The 18,209-nt window shown below is 45.3% G+C and carries 15 protein-coding genes; 9 read left to right on the top strand and 6 right to left on the bottom strand.

The features are described 5' to 3' along the window. Positions 1-65 precede the first annotated feature (65 nt). From dcm to EVJ28_RS04435, 7 genes are all read left to right on the top strand, one after another. Entirely contained in the window at positions 66-1,400 is a 1,335-nt protein-coding gene (gene dcm, locus EVJ28_RS04465; protein ID WP_131470465.1) for a DNA (cytosine-5-)-methyltransferase, read from the top strand. 294 nt (positions 1,401-1,694) lie between these two features. After that, the gene (locus EVJ28_RS04460; protein ID WP_145963148.1) at positions 1,695-4,685 is read left to right on the top strand and encodes a UvrD-helicase domain-containing protein; all 2,991 of its coding nucleotides are present in this window, start codon (positions 1,695-1,697) and stop codon (positions 4,683-4,685) included. Further along, positions 4,678-7,296: a hypothetical protein gene (locus EVJ28_RS04455; RefSeq protein ID WP_131470461.1), complete on the top strand. Its 2,619-nt coding sequence runs from the start codon at positions 4,678-4,680 to the stop codon at positions 7,294-7,296. Before EVJ28_RS04460 ends, EVJ28_RS04455 begins: the two co-directional genes overlap by 8 nt. Continuing rightward, a complete protein-coding gene (locus tag EVJ28_RS04450) occupies positions 7,274-7,477 on the top strand; it encodes a hypothetical protein (protein ID WP_131470459.1) in 204 nt (67 codons plus the stop codon). Before EVJ28_RS04455 ends, EVJ28_RS04450 begins: the two co-directional genes overlap by 23 nt. Positions 7,478-7,492: 15 nt before the next feature. After that, entirely contained in the window at positions 7,493-8,920 is a 1,428-nt protein-coding gene (locus tag EVJ28_RS04445) for a 3'-5' exonuclease (protein ID WP_131470457.1), read from the top strand. A 49-nt stretch (positions 8,921-8,969) separates the two neighbouring features. Next, positions 8,970-9,476: an HIRAN domain-containing protein gene (locus EVJ28_RS04440; RefSeq protein ID WP_131488101.1), complete on the top strand. Its 507-nt coding sequence runs from the start codon at positions 8,970-8,972 to the stop codon at positions 9,474-9,476. Positions 9,477-9,548: 72 nt separating this feature from the next. Next, positions 9,549-10,571 carry an HNH endonuclease gene (locus tag EVJ28_RS04435; RefSeq protein WP_131470453.1) on the top strand — a complete coding sequence of 341 codons (1,023 nt, stop codon included), beginning with the start codon at positions 9,549-9,551 and terminating at the stop codon, positions 10,569-10,571. A gap of 46 nt (positions 10,572-10,617) precedes the next feature. Here the strand turns inward: EVJ28_RS04435 and htpG are convergent, their stop codons facing one another. After that, a complete protein-coding gene (htpG, locus tag EVJ28_RS04430; RefSeq protein ID WP_131469561.1) occupies positions 10,618-12,486 on the bottom strand; it encodes a molecular chaperone HtpG in 1,869 nt (622 codons plus the stop codon). A gap of 301 nt (positions 12,487-12,787) precedes the next feature. Continuing rightward, entirely contained in the window at positions 12,788-13,414 is a 627-nt protein-coding gene (locus tag EVJ28_RS04425) for a TetR/AcrR family transcriptional regulator (protein WP_131466078.1), read from the bottom strand. A 122-nt stretch (positions 13,415-13,536) separates the two neighbouring features. On the opposite strand from EVJ28_RS04425, the gene EVJ28_RS04420 reads away from it, so the two are divergent. Then, the gene (locus EVJ28_RS04420) at positions 13,537-14,286 is read left to right on the top strand and encodes an SDR family NAD(P)-dependent oxidoreductase (protein ID WP_131466080.1); all 750 of its coding nucleotides are present in this window, start codon (positions 13,537-13,539) and stop codon (positions 14,284-14,286) included. A gap of 33 nt (positions 14,287-14,319) precedes the next feature. On the opposite strand, the gene EVJ28_RS04415 is transcribed toward EVJ28_RS04420, so the two are convergent. After that, complete coding sequence (locus tag EVJ28_RS04415) at positions 14,320-14,646, bottom strand: hypothetical protein (RefSeq protein WP_131488099.1); 327 nt, start codon at positions 14,644-14,646, stop codon at positions 14,320-14,322. Positions 14,647-14,768: 122 nt separating this feature from the next. Between EVJ28_RS04415 and EVJ28_RS04410 the strand changes: the two genes are divergently transcribed. Then, the gene (locus EVJ28_RS04410) at positions 14,769-15,203 is read left to right on the top strand and encodes a hypothetical protein (RefSeq protein WP_131488097.1); all 435 of its coding nucleotides are present in this window, start codon (positions 14,769-14,771) and stop codon (positions 15,201-15,203) included. A gap of 30 nt (positions 15,204-15,233) precedes the next feature. Here the strand turns inward: EVJ28_RS04410 and rluF are convergent, their stop codons facing one another. The 3 genes from rluF to EVJ28_RS04395 form a co-directional block, all read right to left on the bottom strand. Then, complete coding sequence (gene rluF, locus EVJ28_RS04405; protein WP_131457879.1) at positions 15,234-15,944, bottom strand: 23S rRNA pseudouridine(2604) synthase RluF; 711 nt, start codon at positions 15,942-15,944, stop codon at positions 15,234-15,236. A gap of 59 nt (positions 15,945-16,003) precedes the next feature. Continuing rightward, a complete protein-coding gene (locus EVJ28_RS04400; protein WP_131488095.1) occupies positions 16,004-16,651 on the bottom strand; it encodes a C39 family peptidase in 648 nt (215 codons plus the stop codon). Between the two features lie 75 nt (positions 16,652-16,726). Beyond that, complete coding sequence (locus tag EVJ28_RS04395; protein ID WP_131488093.1) at positions 16,727-18,103, bottom strand: YjiH family protein; 1,377 nt, start codon at positions 18,101-18,103, stop codon at positions 16,727-16,729. Between the last annotated feature and the right edge of the window lie 106 nt (positions 18,104-18,209).

Genomic DNA, 18,209 nt, shown 5'->3' with positions numbered 1-18,209 from the left:
ATTCCATTGAGTAAATATAAAAAATAGAGTAAATTTAAGATAGAAAATACGAAAGGGTGTTCCCATTGATTAAAGTAGTTGAGTTATTTGCTGGTGTAGGAGGTTTCCGCATCGCACTTGAAGGAATTAAAGACGTGAATGCCGAGCCTACATCGGACAAATTCGATGTAGTTTGGGGCAATCAATGGGAACCGGCGACGAAGAGTCAACCGGCCTTCGATTGCTACGCCGAACGTTTTAAAGGGCGAGGCATGCATATGAATGAGGATATCGCTTTGTCTTGGATGGAGGCCGGGCCACACCATCTGTTGGTCGGTGGCTTCCCGTGCCAAGACTATAGCGTGTCGCGCAGCTTGAAGAACGAGCAAGGACTCCAAGGGAAGAAGGGCGTCCTGTTCTGGGAAATCATGAACATCATCGAGCAGGAGAAACCACCTTACGTTCTATTGGAGAACGTGGATCGACTCATGAAATCTCCGGCCAAACAACGTGGTCGTGACTTCAGCGTCATGCTTCGTGCTTTCGCCGACCAAGGCTATACGGTTGAATGGCGCGTCATCAATGCGGCCGATTATGGATTCGCGCAACGTCGCCGCCGCATCTTCATCTTCGCGACACGTGAAGATTTGAACCACTCAGAACGGGCGCGGAAAGCGAACCCGGAAGAATGGTTACTCGAGTCAGGATTCTTTGCACCGGCCTTCCACGTACACGAACTGACGAGCGAGAAGCACCCGGGGGCAGATTTCGAACTCCCGGAGGATATTGTCGAGATTTCTGATACGTTCTCGGCAACATATCGCAACGCGGGCATCATGACTGGTAGTAGAGTGACGACGCTAGAGACGCTACCGAAACGAGAGACGCCTAAAACGCTCGGAGCAGTCGTGCAAGAAGTCTATGAACAGTTTGGACCCGCGCCGGAGCAATATTACTTGGACATTGATACGATTAAAAAATCGGGTCGGAACGAACAGGAAGAATTGGCCTACCTGAAAGGGCCAAAGAAGATTGAGCGGACCTCGGCGAGCGGGCACGTCTACATCTATGCCGAAGGTGGCATGTCTTATCCGGACTCCCTCGAACTTCCGGGTCGGACAATGTTGACGAGCGAAGGAACGTGTAACCGTTCGAGCCACGTCATCGAGGACCCATATACAAAGAAACTACGTTATTTGCGTCCCGAAGAGTGCGAAGGATTGAACGGATTCCCTTATGGATGGACGGAGACGATGACCGATCGCAAACGTTACTTCACGATGGGGAACGCACTCGTCGTCGGATTGATTGAACGGATGGGCCATCGGATTGCAGAGGTTCATGAACAAGAGGACAATCAAAACATCTTGCAGGAAGCGAAACAGATGCAACTGCTAGGTACGTATAATAACTTCAAATGACAAAAAACTCCCATTAATTTAAATGGGAGTTTTTTGTTTTTAGTTTAGAAAGTATACCCATGTTTGTTATTGTATAATTAAGTAAAAAATATGTGAAGGTGGTAGTTTAAGATAAAGCGCTCAGTACTTTCTATTCTAAAGTCCTCGCGACATATAGAGGAGTTTTTAGATAATACCTATTCCGAATACTTGAGTATACCAGAGACAATTCCTGTTGAAGTGCATCACTCTACAACATTTGGACTCCCTAGCTTTTTGTCGAAGCTAAGACAACAAATATTATCATCAAACAGATTGCCAAGTGTCACTGAATTTATGAATCATTTTTCTTCATCTGTCCTTTCAAATGTAAACGAAAGGGAGTTGGTGAAGCATCATGTTCAACGCGCGGCGCATCTAGCTTACCTTGGTTTGGTTCGAGATTTCCATTTCGCGCTTCTGCTCCAAGAGTCTGGTCATTTTGATGAAGTAATCAGCCACGAAGAGGTTGATCTTCAAATGAAGCTTGATATCATTGTGAAAAAAAATGATGTAGCCATGGGAATTCAATTATTCTCTGGAAATGAAGAAACTAAAGCCTTGAAAATGGCGAATGCTCTTAAAACAAGATCGATTCAATCCGGGATAAAAGAATATTATTTTCCGTTGGATGGGAAATTAGCCAGACCTCAATCAAGGGTGTCTAAAATCGGAAATATGACTTATAAATTATACAGTCGTGCAGACGTTGAGCATATCGCTGAAGTTTTAATGAATGAGTCTTCGGATAAAATCGATTCTTCCGCAGTTCCAAAACAATTTTTATCATTGTCACCTCATCTAGACGAAGAGGTCGTCGATACTGGTGAAAAAATTCCCTATTCAATCTTATTGATTGAAAATGAGCTCTCGAGGAGTCGGATCGACAAGCTGAAGAAATGGGCAACACAAGGGACAAGGGTTGACGTAATGACAAGAAATACAAGTATTATAGAAAATCAAAAAAATCTTACAGTACACGAGCTTACTGAAGAAGTTGATGAGGCGCTGTTGATTAAAAATGGCCGGATATCCTCGGAACGTGAACGTTACATAGTAAACAACCAATTGAGTTCCCGATTCAACTGGGGACAGTATTATGTCGAGCATGCCCCATCAACTGCTGATATTTTAGTGAACGCTGGTGCCGGCAGTGGTAAGACAACCACCATGATTTCGCGCATCATGTATTTAATTCATACAAGTGATGTTAGGCTCGATTCCATCGTGATGATCACGTTCACTCGAGAGTCTGCGGCGTACATGCGAAAGAAAATAAAAGAACGTCTTCAATCTTACTATCAGACGACGAATATGACTAAATATCTAGATTTGATGGAGCAAGTTAATAGTATGCGAATCATGACAATAGATGCTTTTTCCAAGTATTTATTCGAACAATTAGGTGTGGTAGAGGGCTGGGGGAATACGATTGCAGTCGCTTCGTACAAATATCGCACAGAAACAATCATTCGAGAGGAATTCGCAAGGTACCTTACAGAAGAAGTCAAAGACGAGGAATTGCCTTATTTTTCTGATGTCGAAGAGTACAAGATGATCAAGTTTTTCATACATGTACAGGGCGAGTTAGATAAAAAAGGCTTGAGCGGGGACAATGACTCTCTTATCTGGGATCCCGCAGAAGACAGTCCAAGAGACATGAAGTATCAGCAAGCGACCCAGTATGTGATTGAACGGATGGCGAGTCGAATTAAGGAAGAGAAGTTGAGAGACAATTCACTAACGTTGTCGGACATAAAACGAGATTTATTGACCGTTGTTAAAGGTAACCGACAACTGGCGATAGAGCCTGCCATCGATTATATCTTTGTTGACGAATTTCAAGACACAGATGATCCTCAAATCGAATTGATTGTGTCTTTGTCAAATTCACTAAAAGCCAAGTTGTTCGTGGTAGGAGATATCAAGCAAGCGATTTATCGTTTTCGTGGTGCGAGTCATACAGCCTTCGAGAGTTTAAAACGACTAAAGAATGATTTCCTCTCCTATGAATTGACAATCAACTATCGAAGTTCGAAATTGTTGCTAGAGGAAATGGAAAGACTCTTCAAGGCATGGAAACAGAATGGCCGCTTACCTAATGAAATGAAAAACGGTGTTGACACGGGTAGACTAGTCTCCTATCTGCCTTCCAGAGTTGATGAAGAAGAGATTCTACACATCTCGACAACTAAAAAACCTAAACTCGAAGATATCATTCTTCATATGTATGACACGCTGCCATCAGACAATAAAGAGCAATCGATACTTGGTATATTAGTACGAAAGAACAAAGAAGCTATAGCTATAAAAGAGTTGTTAAAGGACCTAAGGAAAAATGACCGAGATGATTTGACATACGAAGTTACTGTAGGCGGGGGGCTATTCAAATCTTCGGCGGCGAAAGACCTCCTGCTCTTAATTCGTATATTAAAAAACGAAAACTGTCCGGAGAGCTTTTTTGCTCTTTATCAATCTGCTTTCGTTGAAGATCCTTTTGATTTTAATCATCTGATTCAGTACGAAGGTGACACTGACCAACTGACTTCAGAGATGACTCGGACTCTCGGTGACGAAAGATGGCAGTGGTTGCGTAAGGCAAGAGAAGATTTAAGGATAAAGCCTTTTTACAAAGTGCTTCAAAACGTTGTGATGGAGCTCCCGTATAAACGCATCATGGGGGCACAAGGATACCAACCCCATGAACTCATCCAATATGAACGAAACTTGTATAAAGTTTTAGACATTGCGATTAAACGTCTGAAGAGCGAGGTCAACAATCCTGTCGCTTTATATGATTGGTTGAGAATCCAATTAGCGACGAACCGTGATGAGGATGAAGCGAATATCGATAAAAAAGATATCAAAGGAGATAAGATCATTCGGGTGATGACCGTCCACAAGGCAAAAGGACTTGAATTTCATTCCGTGTTCATTCCGTTTACCGATTCAAGTTTGATACAAGGCTATCAACACAAGGTACTTCTCGCTTCTAAAGAGTCGAGCAGTCCTGCCAAGGTGCTGTCTTTTCAGTTTAAGGAAAATGGTGAAGTTTTCAATACGGCCTCTTTTCAAACGATAAAAAACGAGGATATCACCGAGACATTGAACGAAGAAACAAGGCTTCTCTATGTTGCGATGACGCGAGCCGAGCAGCGGCTGTGGATCAACGCGGATCGACCTCATATACCTAAAGGAACATGGGATAAGGATACGTGGGAAAAATTGATACGAATGGCTTTACGAAAGGAAACGTCAAATGAATAGACAGGTACTGACTTACCGGGTGCCAAGTGACTTGACATGGAAGGACTCAAAGTTTCAAAAACAATTTAACGATGTTCTCCATATCGCGGCAACACCTACGCTTCATGAATCGATTAATGAAAATTTAAGAATCTATCAGTGGCTAAAAGCACCGATTCTAACAATCAATCCATTGTTGGAAGAGGTACAGGGCCATGTTTGGAGTAATCAAAAGAATCAAATGCGTCAATACTTAGAGATTTCACAGGTTCTCAGAGCTAGATGGGAATCTTCGTCGAATGCTGATGTTCGAATACGAAAACATATTTTATCGTTCGAGAAAAATAGAAAAGAACTGATTTATACAATCCGATTGTTAAAAGAGTTACGGTTAGACAATGTGTTTTCAACCCTTGCCGATAAAAGTGATGAAGAATCATTGCTGCACGACATATTAAGTGAAATGCGTGATGACATACGACCGATTGCATGGGAAGAGCAACTAGAATCAAACTCTGAGTATTTCACCAATCTCGTGAAAAAATTCTTGCAACGTAATGCGAAAACCAAGAATAATCTGCATCAATTTAACATTGGTGAAGAAGATAAAATTGATGATCAGGTTGAAGCGTCATTAAATAAAAGAAAGATAGTCTTACATGGATTTTATTTCATTACCCCGCTACAGGAGTATTTTTTTAAGCATTTAGAACAACAATTCGAATTGATATTCGTGAATTATTATGATGAACTTCTACCTCACACCTACGAAACGGTAGAACGGTTTCTCTGGAAAGAAAAAGTGCCTTGGTCGGCTTCTTTCAACGAACCTACTGTTCAACATCCATACTCGGTACAGCTGTTAGAGGGACTTGAGGGTCGTCGTTTCCATTCGTTCACAGAAACCGAACCAGGAAAAGTGACCGTATACTCGAACATGTTAGAGTTTCTCTCAAAGGAACGGGAAATTCGAGAGCGCGAAAAAGAGCATAAGTATGAGCACTTCATTTCTTGTCGAGGCGGGGAAGTACGAGAACAGTTATATTATGCAGGGTTGATTGAAAAAAAAGCGCCATCATTAATTGATTATCCGATTGGCCGTTTTCTATTCGAACTGCACAATCTGTACACAGAACAGAAGACACCGCATCAAAACTCTTCAGTCATCGAAAGAATATTAAGACCAGATGTATTACAGAGGTTATTCAACAGTGGACATCTTTATGTAGATGGAATAGATGGTTCCAAAATCAACATGTCTTTGTACACGAAACAGTTAGATCAACTCCTCCCTTATTTTTATCTCGGTGAGGGATTTCTCGATGGACGAGACGCACAATATTTGACGATAGAAGAGTGGCTTGAAAAGATAAATTTCTTGATTGAAGAAAAGGAGAGATGGGAATCACTACGTCCTTTACCTGAAGGTCGTGTCCATCGCCTGCATGGGAGACCTCTAGAACAACTTTCTTATTTCAAAGTCAGCATTGAGGATATGAAGGTTATCCAACAGGGCCTTCATATGATTGGGCGGATGGTCCATGAACTATTTGAAATCGAAACTGATGTCAAGATTGGAGAGCACCTTGAAAAGCTGAAGACCTATGTCAGCGTCTCGGCTGAAGAGAAACGTCATGAAGAAGAAGTGGTCCTGCTAAAAGACCTGATGATGAAGCTTGAAGAACTAAAAGATGAGACCTTAAAGTTCTCACTATTAGACATCATGGATGGTCTGCGTTTTTATCTTCAATCAGGACTACAAAGCTATGATGATGAAGACGAGATGATAGACAAGGTTGGAGCGCTCTTCGTCGCAGATGGGATGGCGTTCAAGCAAAAGCGAAATATTCATCTCGGATTTATTGATGCGGATGCATTACCGATGAACACCAAATATAAGATCTGGCCACTTTCGAGTAAAACAATCGATGAATTGAGCGTCTCAAGGTCAGAGCTACATCTTTTCAAAGAGTTGAAGAACCTATCCGGGGCCATAACTAGATATTTATTGTATACATTGTTAATTGGCGCAAATGACGTAAGGGTTTCGTACGTGAGGAACTTAGAAACGGGCTACGAATTAGATATGGCTCACTATTTCAAAGTGGCTGACTTCAACAAAGAGCTCCCAGAACTAAAAGATGAAGAATTCGATTTATCAACAAGGACTAACGACATTGTCTTACCAAATTTTGAGCATCGACTGTTACAAGATGAGACCAATCAATGTCCACAACGCGCTACATTTTCTTATATCCTGAATGACTTTGGAACTTACTCGTCCCGATTCCATCAGCAGCTACTCTATAAGAAGATGCTTAGAAGTGTTCACAATGTGTTTAAAGACTGGGGCAAAACTGAGACGTATGTTTCTTATTTGTTCCCACAGTTGAGCGGCGCATACCGAAAGTTGATTTTGGAGGAGGTTAAACAGGAACCAACCCGATATCGAGAGTCCCGCTATGAAATAGAAAATGTCAGCTATAACGGCTCTTTAAAGAATTTTAGGTTGTTTTACAAGAAACCTGATCAATCCGTTGATAGTCTAGCTAACCCAGGAAACCATTGTCGCTTTTGTGAGTTTCTAGAGATATGTCGTGAGGGGAATTATGCAATCGATGATGAAAACTAATAATCATGAAATGTTCGAAGCCTTGAGTAAAGAGTTCATCTCGGCATGGATGACACCTCTTGTGAAAAGGGAGCCGCAAGGAATTCGGCAGGAAATCACCGATTTAAGTGTTTTGAAAAAGCAGGAACAAGAACTAGAGGAACAAAGACGCAAGAGTTTTTTTGAAGACGACTTTTTTTAAAGATGGAGTGATCACATGGTTAAAATAACCGTTACAAAGCAGCAAAACGATGCAATTAACTTTCAGGCAGAGCACGTGTTAATCAAGGGGGCGCCAGGTAGTGGGAAGACGACCGTTCTTTTGATGAAGATTGAAAAAATCTTACATGCAAACCCCAACGCTAAAATTTTGTTGATTACATATAACAAGACGTTGGCCGCCTATGCCCAAAAATATTTAGCCGACAGAGGATATAGCCAATGTAATTTAGAAGTGCGAACCTTTCATTCTTGGGCATCCAAGTATTTGAGACAGATTAAAGGGAAATTTTCTTCCTCTTCTTATCAAGTGGATAAGCTCTTCGATAACTGTTACGAGAATCAGAAAACGAAAGATCACCGTTTTTACAGTGATGACAAATTCAAATCGTTCTTGAAAGACGAAATTGAATGGATCAAAGGGAAAGGTATCGTCTCCGAGGATGAGTATTTGAACATACGCCGGAGCGGACGGATGGTCAGCCTTCAGCAATCGGACCGAAAAGAAGTATACACCTTCATGAAACAGTTTGATAAAAATTTAACAATGGCATCTATCATTCCTTTTGATGAGTATGGCATCCAACTTCACCAAAATCTTGATATCGTTAAAACAAAAGAATCCTATGAGTACGTGATGATTGACGAAGCGCAAGACTTAACACAAGTTCAGCTCATCGTCTTGAGAGAGTTGAATCCAAAGAGTCTAATCATTTCTGCGGATATCGGTCAACGCATTTATAAGACAGATTTCACTTGGAGAAGTGTCGGAATCAACATTGTTGGCGGGCGGACAAAACATTTAGAAGAGATGCATCGATCATGTCAGGAAATCGTCACGATGGCACGCCCGCTTTACAACAAAGATTTGAATAGTAATTCTTCAAAAAACAGTGAAGAGGCTCGTGAGGAGCTAATCGTACCTAAAAAGAGTAGTGGTTTTTTACCAGAAATTCATCAGTATGGCAAGCACGAAGAAGAATATGAGGGTATCCTGAAGCTTGTTCAGGAGTTATGGAATAAGACATCAGATAAAGATATCACTATCGGTGTTTTATGCCGACATAAAATGCACCTCAAGAAGCTTAAGGGGATGATGCCTTATAGCATTCCTCATGAGCATATTGAAAAAGAAAACGGAAGTTGCTTAACACCTGGAGTGAAGTTCGTAACAATGCATTCCGCAAAAGGACTTGAATTTGATGTAGTCATTATTCCACGTTTCACAGATAAAAATTTACCGAGTCTTAAAAGAGCAGAAGCGGAAGAGGAAGTTGAGGACGCTATCCAAGTAGAAAGAAGGCTCTTGTACGTGTCGATGACCCGGGCGAAGACTAGATTGTTCATTACTGGATATGGTAACAAGATGAGTCGTTTTATGGATGAGTTTGAGAGAGGCACTTATAATCTCATTGCTTATCAGTAAGGTTTAACGATACTTGTAACAGGCATACTTTGTTTAATGGGGTGGAAGATTGTTAGAGTTTATTGTTGTTGCCTTCATAGTATGGGCTCTTCTTGAAGACAGAAAAAATAAAAATAGGTCGAAGCGAACAAAGGAAACACATCGACAACATCCACATCATACTAATGGTCGAACAAATCGAAATGAAAAATATACGAATGAGAATTTTTCTGATTTTTTCCCGGAATTAAAAACACAAACCTCAAAAACGAATGAATTAAAAGTAAACAGGATTATAAGATTAGCTGGTGTCACCTTCGAAGGAAGGCAGAAATTGATAGCCGAAACAAATACAAATGAAAATATAAGATTGAAGAGAGAACCTTATAATCCACATGATAAGAATGCTATCAATGTGTACGATAGTAAAAATCGCAGTTTAGGTTGGATTCCAAGGGAAATTGCAAGAGAATTAGCCCCTTTAATGGACAAAAGGGTAACCTTCAAAGCTGAAATAATACAAAAAACGGGAGGAAGTTATCCAAGAGGTTTAGAGATTCGTGTTTACTCTCTGTGAAACGGATATTTTTAAAAATCGATAATTCAACTGAGGTTTTTGCACTCTATACTTAATTTTGAGGTGACTTGTATGGTTTGGATTGAAATGAGAGATCTCAGTAAAGAACAAGGTATAAGAGAGAGCTTCAAATTTTCAAAAATGCTATGGAGTCCTGCATACAAGAATAGTACATCGATAAGGAAATCTGCATATTGGGAATCTCTTCTTGAGGTAGAGGAGGGCGATATCATACTTCATCTCGTGAAAGATGCTTCAAAAAATAAAGATGAAATGAGGTTTATCGGTTACTCCTTAGCAATGAGTAAATGTAATATTGTAAAGACACATGCTCCTCATTCTCAATACGAATACTGCAATACATTCTATACGGTACCTTTACAAAGTTATCAAAAGTTTAAGGATGCAATATCTTTAAAAAAAATCTTTGAACTCAATAAGGAACCACTAGTTACTTACTGCGAAAATAATAACCGTAAAGACAAAGGTCACAAAGAGACTATCTTCTATTGTCAAAGACAAAATAGTCTTAGAATTGTACAGGGTGCTTACTTTTCAAAAGTAGATAATGAACTATTCAACGTTTTGTTTGAGATACGTAAAGATTTAGAGATAAAAGAGTCGACGTTATCGTACGAGTCGGGAGTTAAACCTCAGAACCATGAATTGAATAGTGAATTGATTCGAGAGATGAAAGCAAGAATAGGGCAACAAAAATTTTCTCGACAGGTGAAAGAGAATTTTAATTCTGAGTGTTGTTTTCCTGATTGTCGGTTTAATGATGGGAGACATCTAGTGGGGGCACATATCGTACGGTGGAGCGATGATGTTCAAACGAGAAGAGATGTTAGGAATGGTCTCTCACTGTGTAAACTTCATGATGCTGATTTTGAACTAGGTTTTTTCACTCTAGATCAACAATATAGGATCCGGGTGAACAAAAATTATTTTGGGACAGAGGATAAAAGTTTTTGGGTATCTACAAATCTCCTTCCCTTTGAATATAAAAGGATTAAAAAGTGTCAAGAGTTTCCCGCAATAGAATATATAAAAAGACATTGGGATAGAATTGATTTCTTCCCAGATATTCAATGACAAAAAATAAAAGGCAGAGTGCGTTGAACCGCCCTCTGCCTTTCAATCATTCTGCCATCAACGCACACACTGCATTCGAATACGCTACCGGATCTTCAAGCGGTAACCCTTCGATGAGGAGTGCTTGCTGGTAAAGAAGATCGGTATATTGTTTCGCTTTCGCCTCGTCTTCCGTATAGACGCGTTGCAACGTTTGGAAGATGGCGTGGTCGGCGTTCACTTCGAGCACTTTCTCTGCTTTCATGCCGCCGCCGTTCGGCATCGTGTTCATAATCTTCTCCATCTCGATCGAGACGTCACCTGCGACCGTCAAGCAGACCGGATGCGACTTGAGACGAGTTGACGCGCGCACTTCTTTGACACGATCGCCAAGCTCGGTCTTCATGAAGGCAAACAAGTCTTTATTGTCTTCATTGAGCGAATTCGCCGCCTCATCATCGAGACCGAGGTCACCGCTCGCGACCGACTTGAACTCTTTGTCTTCATAAGACTGGAGCACTTTGATAGCGAACTCGTCGATCTCTTCCGTGAAGTAGAGGATCTCGAAGCCTTCTTCTTTCAAACGTTCCGTTTGCGGGAGAAGGTCGATACGATGGATCGATTCGCCCGTCGCGTAATAGATGTACTTCTGGTCCTCTTTCATACGCTCGACGTATTCTTTCAGCGAGACGAGCTTTTTCTCGTTCGACGAGTGGAACAAGAGCAAGTCCTTCAACTCATCCTTCGCGGCGCCGAACTGGTCATAGACGCCGAACTTGATTTGGCGGCCGAACGCGTCGAAGAACTTCTCGTAGTCCTCGCGCTCATTCTGAAGCATCTTCTCGAGCATGCCTTTAATTTTCGACTTGACGTTCTTAGCGATGACGCGCAGTTGGCGGTCCTGCTGCAACATCTCCCGGGAAATGTTGAGCGATAGGTCTTCCGAGTCGACCATCCCTTTGACGAAACCGAAGTAGTCCGGCAATAAGTCAGGCGACTTCTCCATGATCAAGACGCCGTTCGAGTAGAGCTCGAGCCCTTTCTCGAACTCTTTCGTGTAGTAGTCGTACGGGACCGTCGATGGGATATAGAGGATCGACTGATAGCGGATCGAACCGTCGACGTTCAAGTGGAGATGTTTGAGCGGCTCGTCGAAACCGTAGCGCTTCTCGTGGTAGAACGCCGTGTAGTCCTCGTCCGTCAGTTCGTTCTTCCGCTTGCGCCAAATCGGGACCATACTGTTGATCGTCTCTTCTTCGACGTAGTCCTCGAATTCTTCCGAGTCGTCTTTTGGACGGTGTTTTGTCACGTCGAGTTTGATCGGGTAGCGGATGAAGTCCGAATGCTTCTTGATGAGCGAGCGGATCTCATATTCCTCTAAGAACGAAGAATACGTATCGTCTTCGGTGTCGGCTTTCAAGTGTAAGACGATTTCGGTTCCGATCTCTTGTTTAGACGTCGGCTCAATCGTATAGCCGTCGATGCCGTCTGACTCCCACAGATATCCTTGGTCACTGTCGACGGAACGGGTCCGGACCGTCACACGGTCGGCGACCATGAACGCCGAGTAGAAACCGACGCCGAATTGACCGATCAAGCTGTGGTCTTCTTCCATCTTCGTCGCCTGCTTCATCGCGAGCGAACCGCTCTTGGCGATGATCCCGAGGTTCGATTCGAGTTCGTCTTCCGTCATCCCGATCCCGGTGTCACGGATTGTGACCGTGCGTGCGTCTTTGTCGAGTTCGACTTTGACGAAATAGTCGTCCTTGTTGAAGTCGATCGCCTCGTCCGAGAGGGCGCGGTAATACATCTTGTCGATGGCGTCACTCGCGTTCGAGATGAGCTCACGCAGGAAGATGTCCTTATGTGTATAGATTGAGTGGACCATCAACTCTAAAATTCGTTTCGATTCGGCTTGAAACTGTTTCTTTGTCATGACCGTTCTCCTTTGTCGTTCGATTTTGGCACTCTGTATACAAGAGTGCTAACACTCTTCATTATCCTAATTTTTGGAGAGATGTCAAGGCGGATGAAAACAAAAGATTGACGACGAAGCATCATTCGAGTATTGTTGAGTACATGCGATGAGCTGGTCTATGTAAGACGGCGGACATTCCTTCGGGAGCACGTTGTGGAGCGTGGTTCGACGCGGTAGACTTTTCGAGAGCACCTCTTTAGAGAGGTGCTCATTTTTTTTGCCTAAACATCAAGCCCCTTCAATTGCGAAGGGGCTTTTGTCATGCCCGCACGTAAGCGAGCAGCATCTCTTTCAAGACGCGCTGTTGGATCGTCGGGTCGATATCTTTCTCTAAATAGCTGATGTGCGACTTCAAGATGATGTTGTTGCCGAACGTGCCGAACGCGTTGATGACGGTGATGACCGTCTCTTTCACGTCGATATCGTGACGGAACGACCCGTCCGTCCGCCCGTCTTGGATGAGCGGCTCGAGCGTCGCCATGATTTGGCGCTGCAGTTCGATATAGCCGTCGATTCCAGGGAGCGGGGAGGCGACGAACGAGGCGTAGCTCTCGAACGCCTCGCGGAATCGGGAGTGGCTCGTCTGACGCAGCTGTTGCCCAAGCAAATAATCGAGTATTGCTTCTAGTCTTGAATAAGCGTCTCCAGGATGCGCCGTCAATTCCTTGAAGACATGCAGCGTCGGTGTCAAGTTATGGATGGCGGCCGCGACGATCAGTTGATCTTTTTTCGGGAAATAGCGGAACAGCGTTGCCACCCCGATGTTTGCAGCGTCGGCGATGTCCTGCATTTGGACGCGCTCAAACCCGTCTTTCAAAAAAAGTGTCTCAGCTTGATCGATGATGTGATTCAAGCGCTCTTCTTTATTTTGTTGTCGTTTGTTCATCTAATCACCTCTTTGTTGTCTCGTCATTATAACGTGTTCAGGCAGTTTCGTTGAGAATCAAATGTGCCTCGTCTATTATTATGATAGTTAGACTATCATATTTTAAGAATGGAGAGAATTTAATGCGGTTAAAGGGGAAAGTTGCGGTCATCACAGGTGCAGGCAGTGGTATGGGAGAAGCGACGGCGAAATTGTTCGCAAAAGAAGGGGCGACGGTCGTCGCGACCGATATCAATCTTGAAGCAGTAGCGAACGTCGTCGAGTCGATTCGAGCGCAGGACGGGGAGGCGCTTGCGATTCGCCATGACGTAACATCACGTACAGATTGGGAGAAGGTTTACGCAGAAGTCCAAGCAACGTGCGGCAAGCTCGACATTCTCGTCAACAACGCTGGCATCGCGCTCGCTAAACCATTTTTACAGCAGACAGAAGACGACTGGGCGCGGACGTATCGCATCAACATCGATGGCGTCATGCTCGGAACACAATATGCGATCCCGCTCATGGAGAAAAATTACGGCGGCTCGATCGTCAACATCTCATCAATTTCGGCGTTGACCGGTATGGCCGGAGCAGGAGCGTATACGGCATCGAAAGGTGCGGTCCGCTCGCTCACGAAAGCAGCAGCCGTCGATTACGGCAAACATAACATTCGCGTCAACTCGGTCCACCCGGGCTATATCGTCACGCCGATGAGCGCGCCGCATATGGAGCATCCGGACTATAAACAGCATTTCTTGAATCAAGTCGCCTTGCCGAACTTAGGGACGGCGCATGAGGTGGCGGCAGCCGTCTTGTTCCTCGCGTCAGACGAGGCGAACCATATCACCGGCATCGAGCTCCCGGTCGATGGGGGCGTCACGGCTAAATAAAAGTAGGGTCTCATCTGAGGCCCTACTTTTTCGCTACTCCAAAATCCCGACAAGTTCCATGACGAGCAGGACGAACAATCCTGAACCGAGAACGGCCGCGAAGAAGACGAGGACGGCGTACTCTTTTTGTTTCAAGATGGCCCACCAGCCGGTCACAAACGCCCCGAGTCCAAGCGCGGAGAACGTGGTCATGTAGCTGAGCCGAAGCATGTGTGCGGCATTGTCATTCCATAGCGTTGACGTGAACGTCGTATCAAAGCTGTCGAGTAGGAGGAACGGCACATACATGGCGAGAAACAGCCCAATCAAAATGATTGACCACTTGCCGACCGAGGTGCGGGGGAACAAGGCGCCATTCATGACGATTCACCTCTTTTCCGTACAAAGTCATCTGTATGTGTAGTATTCCCGTTTTAGCGAAAAGTTGACGATTTTCGCTAAAACGACATGATATAGTCGGAACTAGAGAGCAGGTGAAAAGAATGGTGCATCAATTTGAGATGGAACGAATTTGGATAGATGAGACGGAGCTGTTTTACCAGGTGAAACTTCAGCTCTATGCATCCGTCTGTTCGAGCAATCAAGACGTGTACATGCAGGACGACATGCTACAAGAACTGGTTGACGTGGCATCTCGATTCAATGACGCCAGGGGTAAAGAACCTGTAGTCTGGCAGCCGATGGGCGAGGACTCGAATGACTTACAAATCAAGATGGCGTTCAACTTGATTGATCGGACAGGCACGATTCAAGTCGACGTCTTCATCCATGACGAGTGGCAACACGATCCGTTCGACCATTTCCATGCGGCCTTCAAATTCAGGACGACAATGGGGCAACTCGATGACTTGAGCGCCCAACTGAAACGTTTTATCCATCGTGAGACCGACCGTGTCTCATCGCTCTATGAACGCTAACAAGCCCAGACAAAAGCGTCTGGGCTTGTTTCAGTACCATTCTTTCGGTTCGTAATTCAATTCGCGGAACAACTGCTCGCGCTCTTTTTTCGACAGGTCGCGCCATTGTCCGGGCGGGAGCTTGCCGAGCGTGATGTTCATGACGCGCACGCGTTGAAGGCGGTATACTTCGTAACCGAGCGTCTCACACATGCGGCGGATCTGGCGGTTCAGTCCTTGCGTCAATGTGATGTTGAAGTCGAACTTCGACAGCGGATGGACTTTACACGGTAACGTCTTTTGACCGAGGATTTTGACGCCGGCTTCCATCTGTTCGACGAACTCTGGCGTGATCGGCTTGTCGACCGAGACGATGTACTCTTTCTCGTGCTCATTTTCGGCGCGCAAAATCTCGTTGACGATGTCGCCATCATTCGTCATCAAGATGAGCCCTTCTGAGTCTTTGTCGAGCCGTCCGATGTTGAAGATGCGGAGCGGGTGGTTGACGAGGTCGACGAGGTTGCCTTTGACTTTTTTCTCTGTCGTACTCGTGACGCCGACCGGTTTATGGACGGCGATGTAGACGTTGTTGCGGGCGACGCGGGCGGCCGAACCGTTGACGAGTACTTCGTCACCCGGGTTTACTTGGTCCCCGATTTTCGCTTTCTTCCCGTTGATCGTGACCCGTCCTTCTTCGACGAGACGATCGGCTTGGCGGCGGGACGCCTTGCCAGATTCACTAATAAATTTGTTAATACGCATGGTTACACGTCCTTATGAAATGATACTTCACTATACCGCATTTAGAGGGGGGATCACAATTACTGTCCGCTAGGAGGAAGGACGCGGGTGATGCTGCCCCAAAAGTTGAACTCGTTGAAGTCGATATAACGGATATTCTGTGAGCGATTGTCGAGCACCTCGAGCAAGACGACGTCCGGGAAGCCGGGCTTTTTAAAGATCATATAGCCGATTCCGGTGACGGAATGATTTTTATAAAATCCGTTCGCCATGTTCAAGATGAAGGGACGGTTTGCCGCGAGTTCACGCTCGAACGTCGACCACTTCCATAAATAGCGGGAACTCCCGTGCCCATCATAGCCATAACGAGACCAGAGTTTTGTGACGATCGCACTGATTCGTGTCGGCGGCGTCCCTTTCTCGTCTTTGAACTGATGGGCGAGGGCGATCTCGCGCGCGTCTTGTTGGATTTGAAACACGTCGTCCGGGATGTCGGGATAGCCGTGGTCATGGTAATAACGGAAGATGGCCGTCATCGATGTGAGGGTACAATTATTCTTCCCACCGTTGAACGCTTTTTGAAGCAACGCCGGGACCCCGTCGACCCGTTGCTTAGATTTCACCGTCCAATGTCCATGATAGCGGTCGTTCACATACGCTTCCGGGTCGATGATGCCGGCATAGCTTTTTTTCGCAATCTCGAGCTGTCCGGCGTAATGATGTTCCATGGCGCACCCCTCCCTTTTCTCCATTATACAAACAACGCCTCTTCCCAGGGAAATATGAGAAGAGGCGTTCTGTCGTCAAAAGACCAAGTGGGCGATCCCGACGACGATCGGGAGCGTGATGAACGTCCGGAGCAAGAAGATGAGGACGAGGTCGAAGAATGAAATCGGAAGTTTCGACCCGAGGAGCAGTCCCCCGACTTCCGACATGAAGATGAGCTGCGTGACCGATACAGTGGCGATGATGAACCGTGTCATCTCGCTCTCGATACCGCTGCCGAGGACGGCCGGCAAGAACATGTCGGCGAAACCGACGACCATCGTCTGAGCGGCGGCTTCCGCCTCCGGCACTTGCAACAGCATCAAAATCGGTTCGAACGGTTTGCCGAGAATCGTAAATAGCGGCGTGTACTCAGCAGTGATGAGTGCGATCGTTCCGACGGCCATGACGATCGGCAAAATACCGAGCCACATGTCGAGCACGTTTTGGAAACCGTCTTTCAACGTGGCGACGAAGCTCTTGCTTGAGCGTGACTTGAGCAACGCTTGACGGAGTGCCCATTTCGGCATCGAGACGTTGGCCGGTACCGGCTCTTCCGGTTTCAACTCGGTCTCTTCATACGGGGTGTCGGCTTTTTTCGACAACGGATAAATCCGTGGCATGATGAGCGCTGCGACGATACCTGACACGACGATGGCGCCATAATATTGTAAGAAGTAAGCATCGAGCTCCATATACGACAAGATGACGATTGTGAACGTGATCGAGACGACCGAGAACGTCGTGGCGATGACGGCGGCCTCTCGTTTTGTGTAGTAGCCGTTCTCATATTGTTTCGTCGTCAACAGAATCCCGATCGTCGCGTCACCGACCCAAGATGCGAGCGAGTCGAGCGAGGCCCGGCCCGGCAGTTTGAAGAGTGGGCGCATCACTTTGGTGAGCATCGTCCCGACGAACTCGAGCAGTCCGAAGTTCAACAGGAGCGGCAGCAACATGCCGGCAAATAAGAACGTCGCGAACAAAATCGGAATCAAATCATACAGCAACAGGCCACCCGTAAACTCGGATGTGATCATCTCCGGCCCGATCACGAGCAACGTCATCACCCCGGCAATCAGACCGACGACCCGCATCCCGAACCAGAACGGTGTGACGTTGAACAGTGAATTGAAGTGTGGCCGCTCGAGAATGAACGCGGGTTTGGCCATGTACGTCCAAAGTGACCCGAGCACCGAGATGCCCATCATGATGACGGCGAGTGTCGGGACGACACCGCCGATCAAACCGATCAATTGGTTCGACAAGAAGGCGACCGGGATCGTGAATCCGTCATCGGTCGGAATCGGCACGATGAAAAACATGAGTCCGATTAAAGATGGAATCAAAAATTTTAAAAAGTCGTTGGACGTGAACGATGTCCCGTCTTGGCCAGGCTTGTTTGGTGTTTGATTCATGTTAGTTACCCCATTTCCCCGAAATAGTAGTTGGCGCATATCACCCGCATGTCCCCATCATGCGTTTCGTGATTTGCTATGAAGGAATCGCGTCTTCTCGTTCATT

This window comes from Exiguobacterium sp. SH3S3 (genome assembly GCF_004337115.1).
Lineage (GTDB): Bacteria > Bacillota > Bacilli > Exiguobacteriales > Exiguobacteriaceae > Exiguobacterium > Exiguobacterium aurantiacum_A.
Note: the sequence above shows the minus strand (reverse complement) of the source record. Positions and strands in the feature narration are given on the sequence as shown.